The sequence below is a fragment of the Achromobacter marplatensis genome (assembly GCF_049060505.1).
GTDB classification, from domain to species: domain Bacteria; phylum Pseudomonadota; class Gammaproteobacteria; order Burkholderiales; family Burkholderiaceae_B; genus Achromobacter; species Achromobacter marplatensis_A.
Map to the genome: position 1 here is coordinate 176,118 of NZ_JBMGRB010000006.1, position 14,578 is coordinate 190,695.

Consider the following 14,578-nt stretch of genomic DNA (forward strand, 5'->3'; position numbering starts at 1 on the left):
CTCGTAATAATCAGCCGCCGATCAACGCAAATTCGACAAGATGGCAGAGATGCCGTCCTGGACCTTTTTCATGAAGTTGGTCATCAGTTCAAACGCCTCGTTGCGCTTATTGCTCAATGACTGCAGACCCATCATGTCCATCTGCGACGTGCTGTTCATGTTGTCCAACTTTCCTTGGATTTCGTTTTGCAGCTGCTTCACGTCATGCTGAGTTCGACCGCCTGCGAAGACGGACTTTCCGACTGCTATGCTGCCATCGCCGGTCCGTCCGCCAAGCTCCGGCCCGGATCCAAAATTAAGAAGCCCGACCGCCTTCAGCGCATCGTTCAACGGCTTCTCCAGCGTGTTCACTTTGTTGGCGTCCCAATCCTCAATGGTGGCATCCGCCTCTGAATTTTTCGGAAACGCGTTCAGCACAATATTCACCTTCGCCATCGCTGTGTTCAGCGCAGCGGTCGCTTCATTTTTCGCCCTTACGTCTTGGATTCGATCAGCGAGTTGCTTGTCCAGCAATTTGGTTCGCTCCGTCTGAACAAGCATCAGCGCTCCAAGGATGTCACCCGAGCTCAGCATGGCGCTCAGGGCGGAGCTGGCGGTCGATGCAGGAATGGGCATGGCAGAAACGGACATGGCGGGTTCCTTCGTAAAGTGGAAGACGAATACAAAGTTGAATCGATATTTCTTGGTGACTGCCGCAGCGATGTGGTTCCCGGACAAGCGCCCACTCTCGTGGTTGCCGTTGCTTTCAGGCACGAAAGCGGGCGCTTCCGTTCAAGCCGTGCCGAGCGCAGCGGGCCGAATCCCCATTCCGGCCAACCGCTCGTGTGCATAAATCTCCCCGCCCGCGTTAGCCGCTTCCAGCCAACCTTCCCAATGGGTCACGGTGTCGGTAAATCGGCCCAACGCGACATCAAACTCCACCTCATCAAGCGACCTTAGCGGCAGCACCCGGCCAAGCAAGACTCTCCCAGAAGCCTCATCGATGGAAAGCGTGGCGCCGCCGGTCTCCTTCCAGAAGGTGTTCGCCGTCAGCAAACGCGCGTAGATTTCCAACTGCCGATCGGGCTCGACTTCCTGCAGGATGGCGTACAGAATGATCTCGTCCGCCTCCGCATCCAGCTGCATGTGCACGAATTGATCGTCGACCTTCAACATGAGGTAGCCGTCTTCGTCCGGGGCCATGTCCGGCATATTCAACGCTTTACCCAACTTCGCGATCAGTTTCTCGTAGTCGCTCATCATTGTTTTTGCTCCTTATTGCAAGCCATTCAAGCGGAAGCGAAGGCGCCCAAGCCGGCCAGGTACTGCATTACCTGCAAGTCGCCAATCCTGTCCTTCATATGGGGAGTCTCTTTACTTCCCGGCAGGCCCGCGTTACGTGTCTGGTTCTCCAATTGGCCGGACTGAGCCGACATCTGGTTGTAGATGCTGCGGTCCTGGTCATCCATTGGCCGGTCATAGCGAAGGTCGCTGCCCAAGTCCTGCAAGACCATTTTCGTTTTCACCTCTACGTCCAGGACGCCGCCTCTGTCCTTGTCGGACTTACACCCTTTCGAAACGGTGGCGGCCATCGTGTCGACGCCCGCTTGCTGCAATGCCCGATCGGCCAAGGTCTGCAAGAAGACGATCTCCCGCCCCATCTTTGCGGAATCGCCATCGGCCCGCTCGAATTCACGTTCCAAGAACATGTTGCGCACCACCTCTGTCTGCAGGTGCAACCGGCCGACCATGTCGCGCAGGGCCTCTTGGCGCGGTAGATCCAGCGTGCCGTCTGGCGTCGACAGCTTCGCGGAAACGGCTTCGATCACCTGTCCGATGAAGCCTCCCGGAGCCGTGCCTCGCAAGTCGGCGCCGCGACTGCCTGCCGGGCCGAGATCGCCGATCAGCTTGATCATGTTGCGGGTATTGTGTTCATTCACGTTGCGCCAAACCCCACTGATCTGGCCCAACAACGGCGAAGTGGCGATCTTATTAATGCCAAAAGAGAACGTGATGGCGTTGATGTCCAGCCGGACTTTCAACTCCTGCCCAGGCTGTTCGGGATCCACGATACCCACTTGGCCAGCTTTGGCGGCATCGTCGAACGCAGCGAACTGATTACGCGTGAATGTCAGCTCGTCAAACTTGGGATTGAGGCGACGCAGCAGAGGCAAACTGCGGATGCTATCTGGCGAGATCAGCCCCACACTGACGTGCGTAAGGCGCGGCGGCGGTGCTAGCTCATCCCCTCCTTCCGTCGTCTGGGCAGCTTGCCGCAGTCGGGCCATTAAGCCGGCGTTTCCGGTCACGGCGGCATCCAGCACCTGGCGGGCGCCCGCGGCATTGGCGTCTCGACGCGCCGCCTGGTCTGTGATATCCCACATATCCAGCACGCCATGGCCCACGATATGGGCCACGCGTTGGCCTTGTCCGTCCACCAGCTCACTGATCTTCAAATTGCGCACGCCGCCTTGGCCGTCCGTCGTGCCAGCGCCCACCATCCCATCGGCATACTTGGCCGCGAAGCGCTTATCGATCGCGCTGGCGGGAGTGGTGGTACTCACGTACTGGCGAGAAACGCCGTCGCGCGTGAAGACCATGCTTTTGCTTTCCGGCGTCCAATTCCCCAGCGCTGCCTGCAACTCGTTATGCACTGCGGAAAGCACCTTCTTTGACAGGCAATTCTCAACCAACTCCTCTTTCAGTCCAACGGCAAGAAGTTCCTTGCGTAGGTCACCCAGGATTTTTGCCTTGTCCGCCACGATCGGGTGGGTAGTGTCGGCTTTCCCGCTGGGCGCCCTGACTTGATCCGTGAACAAGTCCATATTCCGCGCCCGGGTCTCAAGGTTCGTCAAGCGGCCTAGCCACGACTTTTTCAGCGCTTCGAGCTCGCTTTGGGTCGCCAACCCCTCTTTGATCAGCTGATCTGTCTTGGCCGGGTTTTTCGCCATCCCTGCCTCTTTTTCCGCTCTTGCGCCGCGCACTTCTTCGGCTAAGGTCCGATGCGCGGTCTCCACGACGCGCAGCCCGACCGCCACCCATTGTTTGTTGCTGGCCAATCGCGCGTGCCTGGATAGCGGATCGTTCCTTGCCATCATTTCCACCGTGTCTATCTTTGCTTCGACCAGACGCTTTTGCGTGTCTAGATCCATCACCGTGGCGGCCGTCAACGTGCCTGGGCTAGAGTCCTCGCCTGCGTCGATAGCCGCTTGCGAGATGGAATTGATCAAGGATTCAAGCTCACGACGATGGCCATGCAACGCCGTGTGCAGTTGCTTCAGGCCATCCTGATTCCAAGCCGTCTTGGCCAATAGCTCGGAGCCAGATTCCAAAAGACGGAAAAGACCTGCAACACGTTCCTGCGTCAGCGCTTTATCGCAACCTATCGCCTTGATTTCGGCTGGGGAAAGGGCCTTACGCCGCAGTTCCGTCCACGGAACGGTGATCGCCTGACCGGGGGTTACGGCCTTGTCTGGAGAGTCACTCGCGGAAGGCGTCCCCTGACTTGTCCCGATGACGTTTTTCTGCAAATAGCCGGTCAAGCCTGGAAACTGTAGATGCGCGCGCTGACGCAGTGTTTCGGTTGCCCTTTGCGATGCCTTCTCGCGCAGAGACACCAACGTGTCATTGCTCAATTCGACTCGTCCGTAGTCCGGATGACCGCGAACCTCATCCGCCAACGCGGCTTTCACCGTGCCATCCACCTCGGCAGCCAGATGCAGCGTCAATGCGCTTTCGTTCTTGCGCACGGTATTCAGGCGATATTGATCCGCCAGATCCAGGACGTGCGTCACCTGACGGGACGTAAGCGGTTTTCCCTGGTGGATTTTCGCCGTCGATAGCGCCATGTCCGCGTGCCGCTCACCCATAGCAGTTGTCAATGCCGCACGCAACTTCTCCGCGACATGATCGGGAACTGGCGGCACCCGGCCGGCTTTCTCAAAGCAGTTCAGCAGCTTGTTGCCCCAGCCCATGACGCGCTGAGCAAGCAGGGAACAGCCCCGCTGTAGTTGCCCGTCCTTGCCGATCAGTACGGTTCGGTCCAGGCTCAGCCCGCTTGCGCCAACCGCCCGGAACTGTTCAATGCCTAAGTTCATCGCTAACTCCTACCCTTCGATTCGTCTTGTTCATGACGCGTGGGTAACGGGCGAGGCCAACCCGGTTCCAGGGGTGCGATGGAACTTTCGGCAGGGCCCCCGTTACTACGGCTTACGTGGCCGCTCTGGCCGCGGTCGCATCGTGCACGCTTCGCCCTCAGGACTGATTCAGGATCATGAAGCTCGACAACACTCCTACCACGCCACGACACCCCTTCGGCGCCGGTCAATCGGCACTTGCGCAGTACCGGATGCCCCAGCCCCAGACTGGGCCGAGCGCGCTAGGCACCGCCGCGGCGCCCGATATGGACGGCGCATTCAGCCTGGCCGACGCGGCGGAAGAACTCAGCCTGCATATGGCGCACAAGGTGGAAGAGAAGCGCCATAGCGAGCGGAAATTCGGGGCTGACAAGCCGCTGCGGATCATGCAAAACGCCGAAATCATCGACGCGCGGCATCACTACCATGAACCTGACATCCAGACGCGCCTGGTCGAGTTGACGCGCAATCTGCTTGGCGGTCGGGAGGGGCCGCGAAAGCTCGTCAGCCAGAGCTTCAAGGACGTGACGCAGCAGTACCTCTCGCTTCAGTTCGCGCTGAATCAGGCCGAGAAAGAACGCGCGTCATCGGACGTCCTGGATGGGCTGCGTAATGCGATCGCCGATATGGAGTTGGAGTCCGGGCCGCAAATCCGGGCCGGGCTGAATGCCCTGCCGGCGGCGGGCGCATTTGCCCAGACGGGTCAGGCAGTACAGGGGTTTGTGGATACCTACCGGGATGTCGTCCTTGGAGAATCCACGCTGTCAAAGACCCTCTCCCTGGCCATGGAGCGCTTTGGCGGAGACGACCTGGAACGCGCAGTCGGTCACCTCATTCAGGCGCTGGGCGTCGATCTTGCCGCCACGCACCCCTCCACGCATCCCGAGCGTCTAACGGCGCTGGTTTCGGACTTGTACCAGTTGGAGGTCGCCGCGACGGTCCTGGAAAGTTGCAACGCGACCGTGCGGAAAATGGTCGAGGCCGGTTGCCCGCCATTCAAGAAGAGCGAGCTGATGCACGATTTGGTGTCGATCAGCGCCAGCCAATGGGTAGACGCGCGAAGCATCGAGAATCTGGCCGACAAACGGGCCATCACCGTTCTAAGCCCAAAGATCGCGTTTCTCAACGACGTGCGAAATATATTCCGGGGCCTGCCTCTTCCTGTTTACCCGAACACTGAAACGCGCAATGCCGTCCTGAACGCCAACCAGGCCGCGCTGGACATCGTTATTGCACAAGAGGATGAGGCATGAACACGGAGCTGCTGCTGAACGAGTTCACGCGCCACCTCGGCCTGCCGGATGTCGTCCTGGACCGAAACAGCGAATGCGCCATTGAACTGGGTCATGGCCAATACCTCGGTATGCAGTGCCAGCCAGACGCCATCCTGCTGTACATCGCTCATCCCCTTGGCGTCGACGACCTGATGGCCTATCTGGATGCCAGCAAGCGCGCCCACCTCGCGCACCTGCGCGAAGACGCTTTCCAGCTGGCATTACGCGAGATGAATCATCGCTACTGGTTGCTTGCGCTCAGCCGCATTCCCGCTGCGGAGTTTTCCGCTTTGCGAGGAGAACGCGCTTGCGCGGACCTGCGGCATTGGCTTCAAAGCCTTTGATCCCTTTCTCCTTGCGAACCCTGATCATTTTAGGAATTTCCCATGCCTGACCTTTCCTTCAATAATTCGCTCAGCCTGGACATGGGACTGAGCGGCATCAGCTATCAGAGCCGGCAAAACGTAAAGCAGTCGCTACCGGAACGGCGGGAGATAGCGCCTGCCGAAGAGTCCGTAAAAAATCATCTGGAAACGCTGCTGTCCACCCCGAACCTCAGCAACTATGTCACGGCGCAGCTTCGCCCTGTACTGTCGAACAACGACATGCTGACACCGGCCAGATTCGCGTCCGAATTGAACCGCGCCTGCGCGTTCCTGGACACGGCCAAGCAATCCAACCCAAGGGATGCCACCGTACTCCAACGCGCTGCCCGGACATTGCGCGAAGAGGCCGGGCTGCGGGACCTGGTGACCATGTACCGAAGCGCGTTATATCAAGGATGAAATCCTCGCCGAAGCTCAATCCCGAAACGCGTGAAATGATGCTTGTGCTGGCGTTCGTATATCTGGAGAACAACCGTCCTGAGAAAGCTGCCGCCTTGCTGGACGCTATGCAGGCCATGTCGATGACGGACGGCCGCGCCCGTTGCACGCTGGCGCTTTCCCAGCTTCGTAGCGGCAAGCCCAAGCTGGCCTTATCGACGCTTGACGCCATGGCGATGAGCGGCCAAGCGACCGCCGTCTTTCATCTGGTTCGCGCGGAATGCTTGCAGAAACTCGACCGCCACGATGAGGCGGCCGCCGCAATGCGCGCTTATGTCGGACTGCGAAAGGCCGACAGCCGGGCCGCCCCGCTGGATGCGGTTCCGGGAGCCTCAGGTGTATAAGTTCCTCAACCGCGGTATTGCGGTACTCACAAGCCGCAACGACATCGTTCTTGCCGTGATCATCGTGGCCATCATCTTCATGATGATCCTGCCACTGCCGACGCTGATTGTCGACGCCCTGATCGGCATCAACATGACTTTGTCCGCCGTACTGCTGATGGTGGCCATGTATCTGCCCTCGCCGTTGGCGTTCTCATCGTTTCCGTCAGTCCTGCTGGTCACCACGCTGTTCCGACTCGGCATTTCCATCGCCACGACCCGTCTCATCCTGTTGCAGGGAGACGCCGGTCATATTATCGAAACGTTCGGCAACTTCGTGGTGGGCGGCAACCTCATCGTCGGCCTGGTGGTATTCCTGATTCTCACGATCGTGCAGTTCGTGGTGATCACAAAAGGGGCGGAGCGCGTCGCGGAAGTGGCGGCCCGCTTCTCATTGGATGCCATGCCCGGCAAACAAATGTCCATCGATGCCGACTTGCGCGCCGGCACCATTGACATGGACCAGGCGCGCCAGCGCCGCTCAGTGGTAGAAAAAGAAAGCCAGTTATACGGCGCCATGGACGGCGCGATGAAGTTCGTCAAAGGCGACGCCATTGCCGGTTTGATTATCGTTGCCGTGAATTTGCTGGGCGGCATCCTGATCGGCACGCTGCAGCGCGGCATGACGGCGGGCAATGCCGTGCAGGTGTATTCCATCCTGACTATCGGCGATGGCCTGATCGCACAGATTCCCGCCCTGTTCATTGCGATCTGCGCCGGCATAATCGTTACGCGCGTGCAAACGGGGGATGGGCCGTCCAACGTCGGCAAGGACATCGGCTCGCAAGTGTTGGCTCAACCCCGCGCGCTGATCATCGCGGGCGTGATCGCCATGGGAATGGGTCTTATCCCCGGCATGCCGACGCTGATCTTCGCGGTCCTGGCCATTTCGGTAGGCACGGTCGGCTTCGTATTGTTGCGATCGACACGTAAGGTCGTCAACGAGAAAACCGGTGAAATCACGGAGATCTCGGCGCTGACCGCGGATGGTCGGAAACCCGAAAAGCCCAAGACAGATGGCAGCGCGGAATTTGCACCCTCCGTGCCGCTGATGCTGGATGTCGCCGCCGATCTGCAACGGGCGTTCGACGCCACCACGCTCAATGCGGAATTGATGAAGATCCGCCGGGCGCTCTATTTCGATCTGGGCGTGCCGTTTCCCGGCATCCAGCTTCGGTTCAACGAAGCCCTGGAACAGGACAGCTACACGATCCTGCTGTCCGAGGTTCCGGTCGCGCAAGGGCGTTTGCGGCCCGGCTTCTTGTTGGCCCGCGACACGGAGTCTCATCTTCAAGCGCTGCAGGTAGCCTTCGAGGTGGAGAAGAAGTTCTTGCCGGACCTGCCCACGCTATGGGTGAAGGAAGAACTGGGCGAAACATTGCACGCAGCAGGGGTTCCAACCCTGGACAGCAGTCAAATCCTGGCTTGGCACCTGGCTTTTGTACTCAAGAAATACTCTTCCGATTTTATCGGCATTCAAGAGACACGATTCCTGTTGACCGCCATGGAAGACCGCTTTCCGGAGCTTGTCAAAGAAGCCAGCCGCATCATGCCGGTACAGAAGGTCGCCGAAATCTTGCAGCGCCTGGTGTCCGAGGACATTTCCGTGCGCAACCTGCGCGGTGTTCTGGAAGCGCTGATCGAATGGGGGCAGAAGGAAAAGGACTCGGTTCTGCTGACGGAGTATGTGCGCATCGCGCTTAAACGGCACATCAGCTACAAGCATTCCTCGGGCCAGAACATCCTGCCGGCGTACTTGCTGGCACCCAACGTCGAAGAAACACTGCGCGGCGCGATCCGCCAGACCTCGGCGGGTAGTTATCTAGCGTTGGATCCTGCAGCAAACAAGTCGCTCCTCGACAACATCAAAAATGCCGTTGGCGACTTGAGCAGCTCCGCGCAAAAGCCCGTCCTGCTGACATCGATGGACATCAGACGCTATCTGCGCAAGATGATCGAACAGGATCTCTACGAGCTTCCTGTTCTTAGCTATCAAGAGTTGACGCAAGAAATCAATGTCCAGCCGCTGGCGCGAGTTGACTTATGAGCGCTCCCGCATTGGAACTCCGCGTTCTTTCAGGCATGCACCGCCATGCCAGCGCCCTCGTGACCCAGGGGACGCTGATCGGCGCTGACGCCGACTGCGACATCGTGCTTGCCGACCCGGGCATCCCCCCCCGGGTGGCTCGCGTGCATATCGGTGCGGACACCTGGATGCTGGTACCTGAAGACGGCGAGTCGCCCGGTACGCCCCGGCAGCCGAATCAACCGGTTCAATTGGGTTCGATTTGGCTGACGTTAGCCGACACCGATGCGCCCTGGATCGATGCGCCTACGCCGACACCCGCGTCCCCGCTTGACGCCGACCTTCTTCTGGAGACATCTCCCCCGGGCGAGGCGTCGGCGGGACCGGACCTGGAAACCGAGCGCGACGGCCTCGCGGCTTCTGGGCTCGCGACATCAACGGCCGCGGGGCTGGTCGCCTCGTCCGCTGCGCCAGTTCAGCGCAAAAGCCGCGAAGCCCTATACGTGTACGGCGGCACGGTGGCGATGCTGTTGCTTTCGGTCGCCGGCGTTATTTTCTTGCTTCAGCCTCCGCCGCGCGTGCCTGCCGGCGCCGACCCGATGCGCGCGTCCATCGAAAAGTCGTTGCCTACGATCATGGAGATTCTTGAAAAGCAGGGGCTGACGTCAAGGTTGACGGTGGGTCGACGTCCAGATCAAACCATCGTGATAAGCGGCTGGCTGCGCACCGCCGCCGAACAGGAGCAGCTGGCGACCGCCCTGTCCGCCGTCTGGCCGATGCCTGCCCTGCGCGTCAACAACGAAGCCGAACTGGTCGCTGCCGCGCTGAATGTGCTCAAGGCGTATCCGGTGCGCTACGACGCCAGCTACCTGGGCGACGGTGTGCTGAACATACGAGGCATCTCCGCGGACGCTGCGCAACGAGCACAAGCCAGCGACGCCGTTCGAACCGCGCTGCCCGGCCTGAAGTTGAACATGCAGGACGTGGAATTGGTCGACGACGTCAGCCAGAAATTCGCGGATGCAGCGAAACAGGCTGGCTTGGAAGACGTGCAGATGAAATGGAACGGCGAAAAGCTGGAAATCTCCGCTCCTGAGGATCCCAAGGAAATCGGCCGGCTTCAACTCGTCATCGATACCTTCAACGCCGGGAATTTCCGGGTGGCCACATTGCTACCCGCCGCCCCGGCACAACCCGCACGCCGCGCGATCGCGACAACCGTTCCCTTCACGATCCGTAGCGTCATGGGCGGCGCGCAGCCGTTCATTGTCGTAGAAGACGGAACAAAGCTGGTTCCAGGTGGCGTGTATCGGAAGTACCGCCTGGTCTCGGTCGAGAACGGGAAGGTGACCTTCGACGGACCAACCTACGCGGTGGTCAGCCGTTAACGCAACAAATCCCCGTACCGGAAGCCATCATGCCCACAAACCCGATATCCCCCAACGAACTTGAGGAGCGTTTGAATGGACCTCAAGGCGTCACCCTGAAAACGGCTTTGATCCAAGAGCTGGCCGACCTGGAGCTCGTGTATCGCCACTTGGCGACAACCGGGCTTTCGCGCGCGGATCTTCTTCTGTGCCAGGCTGCTGCGGAAGCGGCCGCCAGCGCCATTTCGGTACTCGCCCGTTACCCCGCGGCGGGCGCCGACAACCCGCCTGCGACCAAAATTTTGCACTGATCGGCAGGTTTTTCAGACACATCCAAGGAATGACAATGGCAACACTAGACATGAACGGCAGTAGCTCGTTGAGCTTTAACTATATCAACGAGACCATCTTTACAGGCATGAAAGCGCAGGAAGACAAACTCAAGACGACCTTGGCGGGGTTGGGTGCGACGGGAGATGGGAACCTCAACCCAACCCAGCTGTTGCAGGTGCAGCAACAGGTCCAACAGTGGACCATGATGACGGAGATTCAGAGCACCATGGCTAAACAGTTGGCCGATTCCATGAAAGGGATCATCCAGAAGTCCGGCTAGTCCGCAGGTTCCCGCAGCGCGCCGCCCCAGGCGGCACGCTGCGGGACGACTCGGTTTGATCGCGTGAGGCAGCACTCACCAGATGTTGCGCGGCAGCCTGCAACGCCAAGAAAAAAAGCCCGCCCGGATTACGGCCGCTATCCAAACGGGCTCCTCGTTTTGATTGAAGATTCTGAGAAGGCGGATTTTTCCTGGAAGTTAGGCGCGCAAGCTGAACTGAGACTGCTCGGACGGTTCGATCGCGCGCATCGGCACGCTGTCTTCGGCTTCCATCGGGGCCGAAAGGCGTGTCTTCCATTGGCCAGCCGCCGCGACCAACATCTCGATGGCTTCAGAAAGATATTCCACATCAGCGACTGCCAAGTCGATACGCCGTGTCAGCATGAGGTCACCGGTCGAATCATCCAGACCCAACGTCCCGCCAGCCGTCTCATGGCAAAACACGTTGGCCTGCAGCATCGCGCTATAGGCCAGTAACCGCGCGTCGTCTTCATGCGGGTCTTCACCCACGACCACGTACAAGTGCAAAGCGCCGTCCTGCTCCGCGTTTTCAAGGTTAAGCACGACGCCATCCGCAAACTGCAACGCCAACGTGCCCGCGTCGCTTAGCGCCAGCGGAACTCCGGAACGTTCGCCAAAAAGAGAGATAAGGGTATGAACATCCATGAAGGATCACTCCTGATAGAAAATCAACTTAGACGCCACGCGCCATGTCGGCACGGACTTGTTTGATGACGGTGTTGAGCTGGCCGCGATTTTTCATAATTTCTGCCGCCTGTTCTGCGATCGATGCACGCTTGGGGGCCGCAGGTGAACTGTCCGACGGGCAATGTTCTTAGCAACATCAACCCCATGCTTGTTTCCGCAAATTCTGGCGTGGTGATATGAGGCCTTGATGTCACTGATATTCATGATTCCTCCTTGTTTCGTTGAAATCAGTTGAGAAAACCGTATGCTGACCTGCGTTCGAAGCTTGTCCCATCAACAGCCAGCCTGCCGCCTCCAGGCACCCTTTCGACGGCGGAGTTTCCGGTTCTTTCCTGTCGAGCGCTGCCTGCTTCGTAACAGGGGCCATTTCGCGGTTCCCTCTGTCCCGACCGCCCGCTAACGGGAACCAAAGCCAGCGTATGGCGACTGAGTTCGCTCGACCCTCTTACAAGGCGATCACCGCTATGCACGTCATCGATCACCCCAGCGTTGCGTTGACCTTTGCCGACGCGCCACGCCCTGCCGTGCACGCGCCCCCGCCATCGCTCGCCAGTGCTGGCGTGGGCTTGAAGCTCGGGCTTGAAATGGAAATGGTTGTGGCGCGCGCGGATTGCGGCGCAAGCCATCCTGTCACGCGGTACTTCGAGACGCTCGCTCGCGTCAAACGCTCACGTGGCGAGCCTGCCGAGTTGCTGAAGCTCGGTGAACGTCCCAACGCGGTTCTGGGACGTCTTGGCAATAGCGGGCTGGACAATGGCTACAATTTGCTCGAAACCGCATTCCACCCAGTGACAGGCGGACTGGGCGGGCTTGACCGCTTGGCTGCCAACGTCTGGCGAGAGATCGAAGACGTCCAGACGGCACTGGCCGCTGAAGACGCCGTGTTGATCAATGCCTCCGAACATCCCGCCTGTTCGCTTGACCCCGACTGGTACCGCCTGGTCTGTGTGCCGCGCCCGATCTACACCGAACTTGTCGGGCATCGCGGCTGGCTGCATCGCACAGGAATCGACGCGAAAGCGCAAAATAGCCCCTGCACGTCAATACCCGTTTCTTTGGCTGCCCGAGCGTTGAATGTCGTGCTGGCATTATCGCCAGCGGCCATCGCTATATTTGCCAATAGCCCGCTGCAAGGCGGGCGCGAGACCGGGTTGAAAGAAAATCGAATGACCATGTGGGACCGGATGTTCCGCCACTCCCGTTTCGCGGGCGACCACTTCCTGCAAATGCTGCCGCAACGCCCGTTCGAAGATCTAGGCGCCTATTTCCGCTGGATGTTCGGGAACAACACCACTAGCCGCGCTTTGCCGGCCGCGTCCGACCAGCGCTACAAATCCGCGGTTCCGCTTTACCTGGAAGATGACCCGAGCCTTGAACGCTTCCTGGCAGCCCCCGAATGGGTCGCTTATAACGGCGTAACAGGCCAACGGAAGATGCTGCGGCCCGACGGCTCGCATTTCGTCTATTCGCAATTCGCGCATTTTCTGGACGCCCGCTGGCGGTATCGTCTGCGCAGCCCCCTCGCGCTTGATGAGCTGCATCATATGTGGGCCCAGCCTGGCGGCATCGAAGCCCTATTCGACAAGTTGGGCGTTGACGGCTATATCGAAGGTCGAGCGCCCGGCGCGGTCTTTCCGGATGCGCACTTGCAAGAAGAGGCTGGTCCCGCCATTTCCCGGAGTGTTCCGTTGGCTGCTTCCGCCTTGCAACTTGGCCTGCTACAGAATCTGGCGCAGGCGGAAACCCTGGTTCGGGATTGGGGATGGATGCGGCTGCGGGCGCTACGAGCGGTCGCCGTGCGCGAAGCCCTTGACCACGATGCGGTATACGCGCTGGCGCAAGACGTGCTTGCCGTAGCGCTTGAAGGATTGGAACGAGATGAACGAAGGTGGCTTGCTTATGCCGCGTACTGCATCGACACGCGCAGCACAGGCGCGGACCGCATGCTGCGCCGGTGGCGCGATTTGCCGCAAACGGACACGAGGGTTCGCGACTTGACCCGCCAGCTGACCTTATCGTTCTAGCCCGGCGCCACTTGGCGTGGCGCGTCTCAACGCGTTTCGTATATCTCGTCGGCCGCCAGCAGCATATCCAGGCTGGGATCAAAACCAATCTGGCGGGCCGTCCCCAGGTTCAGGGCGATTTTTGCGGGATCGACCCATATCTGCGTCAATTGCCGCGGTCGCGCGCCGTTGAAAATTCGGGCGATCGTCTCGGCATGGAAACGCCCAACGTAGGAATAGTCGGCTTGGGTCAGGCTCATTAACAGTCCTGCACGAACCTCCTGCGCGCCGAGCATGGCGAAGCTTGGAATTTTGGCATGACGTAAGGATGCCGCCAGTTCCTCCACCGCGTGCGGAGTCAGGCCGCGATGCACCGTCACATACATCGCGTCGACTTTTGTCTTCAATTCTTCGTAGCAGCGCAGCGCACTGCGTGTCGCATCCCGGACATCGGCGCCGCTTGATCCCGTATCGCATTTCTTTACGGAAAAGCCTTTTTCCTGGGCCACCTGCGCCACGGCATCAACCGCGGCATATGTCCGTCCCGCCGGGCTGTCTTCGTACACGACCCCAAGCGTCTTGAAGCCCACGGTCTCATGAAACAGCCGCAATTGCCGCTGGTAGCGTTCGGGCTGCACGCGCGCATGCAGATTGTCCTGGCCGCTATCGACAGCGCTGCTGACGATACGGGCTCCCACGGCGTCGCTCGTCGACGCCACCACCGTTGGCACCGGCGTGCCAAGCGCCGCCATGTCCTGGCCTGCCCACGTTCCCATGGCGATGATGAGGTCGATGTCATCGCGGCGGCTCAGACGTGCCTTCACTTGCTCCATGACGGCGGGGCGCTGCGCGGCATCGAAGTTTCCCGGCTTCCAATACGCGTCGCTCACGAATTCCAGCGATTCGCTGCGAGCGTTTCGCGCCAGAAATTCCCATGTCTCCTTGCCACTAAGACCCGAGGGAATTTCCGATGAATCCAACCACCCCAGCTTTCCCAATCCGCCCACGATTTCGCGCAGGATACGTGGATAGTCTTCGTAGTCGCCGCTTTCGTAATAGCCCAAACGCCATTTAGTCCCGTCCGATTTGGCGGAGGGATGAGTGGAAAAAAGCGCCGTCTTGGGTGGCGACGGATCGGCGGGTGGAGTCTGTGACCAAGCCAACGAGGGGAGGCACAAAAAGAACGAAAGCAGCGAGCGAAATCGGGCGTTCATGGCGGGCTCTGAGAAGCGTTGATATGACCTGAGTGACCAGCGGCCGAGCCT

At 59.7% G+C, this 14,578-nt stretch carries 14 protein-coding genes; 9 read left to right on the forward strand and 5 right to left on the reverse strand.

Annotation, left to right across the window (positions count from 1 at the left end; all coding sequences use genetic code 11):
* Positions 1–21: 21 nt before the first annotated feature.
* The 3 genes from ACI0FO_RS16915 to ACI0FO_RS16925 are packed head-to-tail and all read right to left on the reverse strand — an operon-like array spanning position 22 to position 4,076.
* A complete protein-coding gene (locus ACI0FO_RS16915; protein WP_416028422.1) occupies positions 22–753 on the reverse strand; it encodes a hypothetical protein in 732 nt (243 codons plus the stop codon).
* A gap of 18 nt (positions 754–771) precedes the next feature.
* Positions 772–1,242: a type III secretion system chaperone gene (locus tag ACI0FO_RS16920; protein ID WP_416028424.1), complete on the reverse strand. Its 471-nt coding sequence runs from the start codon at positions 1,240–1,242 to the stop codon at positions 772–774.
* Between the two features lie 26 nt (positions 1,243–1,268).
* On the reverse strand, positions 1,269–4,076 hold the full coding sequence (locus ACI0FO_RS16925) for an inositol phosphate phosphatase SopB (protein ID WP_416028425.1): 2,808 nt from the start codon (positions 4,074–4,076) through the stop codon (positions 1,269–1,271).
* Between the two features lie 176 nt (positions 4,077–4,252).
* Here ACI0FO_RS16925 and sctW point away from each other — a divergent pair, with 176 nt between their 5' ends.
* From sctW to ACI0FO_RS16965, 8 genes are read left to right on the forward strand one after another with little or no spacing between them, the layout of a single operon-like run.
* The gene (sctW, locus tag ACI0FO_RS16930) at positions 4,253–5,368 is read left to right on the forward strand and encodes a type III secretion system gatekeeper subunit SctW (RefSeq protein ID WP_416028427.1); all 1,116 of its coding nucleotides are present in this window, start codon (positions 4,253–4,255) and stop codon (positions 5,366–5,368) included.
* The gene (locus ACI0FO_RS16935; RefSeq protein ID WP_416028429.1) at positions 5,365–5,733 is read left to right on the forward strand and encodes a hypothetical protein; all 369 of its coding nucleotides are present in this window, start codon (positions 5,365–5,367) and stop codon (positions 5,731–5,733) included. Before sctW ends, ACI0FO_RS16935 begins: the two co-directional genes overlap by 4 nt.
* A 42-nt stretch (positions 5,734–5,775) precedes the next feature.
* The gene (locus ACI0FO_RS16940) at positions 5,776–6,174 is read left to right on the forward strand and encodes a hypothetical protein (RefSeq protein ID WP_416028431.1); all 399 of its coding nucleotides are present in this window, start codon (positions 5,776–5,778) and stop codon (positions 6,172–6,174) included.
* Complete coding sequence (locus ACI0FO_RS16945) at positions 6,171–6,557, forward strand: tetratricopeptide repeat protein (RefSeq protein WP_416028433.1); 387 nt, start codon at positions 6,171–6,173, stop codon at positions 6,555–6,557. The genes ACI0FO_RS16940 and ACI0FO_RS16945 overlap by 4 nt, the downstream gene beginning before the upstream one ends.
* The gene (gene sctV / locus ACI0FO_RS16950) at positions 6,529–8,643 is read left to right on the forward strand and encodes a type III secretion system export apparatus subunit SctV (RefSeq protein WP_416028692.1); all 2,115 of its coding nucleotides are present in this window, start codon (positions 6,529–6,531) and stop codon (positions 8,641–8,643) included. Before ACI0FO_RS16945 ends, sctV begins: the two co-directional genes overlap by 29 nt.
* Positions 8,640–10,010 (forward strand): type III secretion system inner membrane ring subunit SctD, encoded by a 1,371-nt coding sequence (gene sctD, locus ACI0FO_RS16955; RefSeq protein ID WP_416028435.1) that lies wholly within the window; start codon positions 8,640–8,642, stop codon positions 10,008–10,010. Before sctV ends, sctD begins: the two co-directional genes overlap by 4 nt.
* Positions 10,011–10,039: 29 nt before the next feature.
* Positions 10,040–10,300: a hypothetical protein gene (locus ACI0FO_RS16960; RefSeq protein WP_416028437.1), complete on the forward strand. Its 261-nt coding sequence runs from the start codon at positions 10,040–10,042 to the stop codon at positions 10,298–10,300.
* Positions 10,301–10,335: 35 nt separating this feature from the next.
* The gene (locus ACI0FO_RS16965; RefSeq protein WP_416028439.1) at positions 10,336–10,602 is read left to right on the forward strand and encodes an EscF/YscF/HrpA family type III secretion system needle major subunit; all 267 of its coding nucleotides are present in this window, start codon (positions 10,336–10,338) and stop codon (positions 10,600–10,602) included.
* A gap of 198 nt (positions 10,603–10,800) precedes the next feature.
* Here ACI0FO_RS16965 and ACI0FO_RS16970 read toward each other — a convergent pair whose 3' ends face one another.
* Positions 10,801–11,268: a type III secretion system chaperone gene (locus tag ACI0FO_RS16970; RefSeq protein WP_416028441.1), complete on the reverse strand. Its 468-nt coding sequence runs from the start codon at positions 11,266–11,268 to the stop codon at positions 10,801–10,803.
* Between the two features lie 626 nt (positions 11,269–11,894).
* Between ACI0FO_RS16970 and ACI0FO_RS16975 the strand changes: the two genes are divergently transcribed.
* A complete protein-coding gene (locus ACI0FO_RS16975) occupies positions 11,895–13,334 on the forward strand; it encodes a glutamate-cysteine ligase family protein (protein WP_416028694.1) in 1,440 nt (479 codons plus the stop codon).
* A gap of 26 nt (positions 13,335–13,360) precedes the next feature.
* Here the strand turns inward: ACI0FO_RS16975 and ACI0FO_RS16980 are convergent, their stop codons facing one another.
* Complete coding sequence (locus ACI0FO_RS16980) at positions 13,361–14,527, reverse strand: ABC transporter substrate-binding protein (protein WP_416028443.1); 1,167 nt, start codon at positions 14,525–14,527, stop codon at positions 13,361–13,363.
* Positions 14,528–14,578: the final 51 nt, after the last annotated feature.

Excerpts from the sequence above, each read along its gene's own strand:
- ACI0FO_RS16940 (WP_416028431.1), top strand. The coding sequence starts at position 5,776 with ATGCCTGACCTTTCCTTCAATAATTCGCTCAGCCTGGACATGGGACTG.
- sctD (WP_416028435.1), top strand. The coding sequence starts at position 8,640 with ATGAGCGCTCCCGCATTGGAACTCCGCGTTCTTTCAGGCATGCACCGC.
- ACI0FO_RS16975 (WP_416028694.1), top strand. The coding sequence starts at position 11,895 with ATGGAAATGGTTGTGGCGCGCGCGGATTGCGGCGCAAGCCATCCTGTC.
- ACI0FO_RS16980 (WP_416028443.1), bottom strand. The coding sequence starts at position 14,527 with ATGAACGCCCGATTTCGCTCGCTGCTTTCGTTCTTTTTGTGCCTCCCC.
- ACI0FO_RS16925 (WP_416028425.1), bottom strand. The coding sequence starts at position 4,076 with ATGAACTTAGGCATTGAACAGTTCCGGGCGGTTGGCGCAAGCGGGCTG.
- ACI0FO_RS16935 (WP_416028429.1), top strand. The coding sequence starts at position 5,365 with ATGAACACGGAGCTGCTGCTGAACGAGTTCACGCGCCACCTCGGCCTG.
- ACI0FO_RS16960 (WP_416028437.1), top strand. The coding sequence starts at position 10,040 with ATGCCCACAAACCCGATATCCCCCAACGAACTTGAGGAGCGTTTGAAT.
- sctW (WP_416028427.1), top strand. The coding sequence starts at position 4,253 with ATGAAGCTCGACAACACTCCTACCACGCCACGACACCCCTTCGGCGCC.
- ACI0FO_RS16965 (WP_416028439.1), top strand. The coding sequence starts at position 10,336 with ATGGCAACACTAGACATGAACGGCAGTAGCTCGTTGAGCTTTAACTAT.
- ACI0FO_RS16970 (WP_416028441.1), bottom strand. The coding sequence starts at position 11,268 with ATGGATGTTCATACCCTTATCTCTCTTTTTGGCGAACGTTCCGGAGTT.
- ACI0FO_RS16945 (WP_416028433.1), top strand. The coding sequence starts at position 6,171 with ATGAAATCCTCGCCGAAGCTCAATCCCGAAACGCGTGAAATGATGCTT.
- sctV (WP_416028692.1), top strand. The coding sequence starts at position 6,529 with ATGCGGTTCCGGGAGCCTCAGGTGTATAAGTTCCTCAACCGCGGTATT.
- ACI0FO_RS16920 (WP_416028424.1), bottom strand. The coding sequence starts at position 1,242 with ATGATGAGCGACTACGAGAAACTGATCGCGAAGTTGGGTAAAGCGTTG.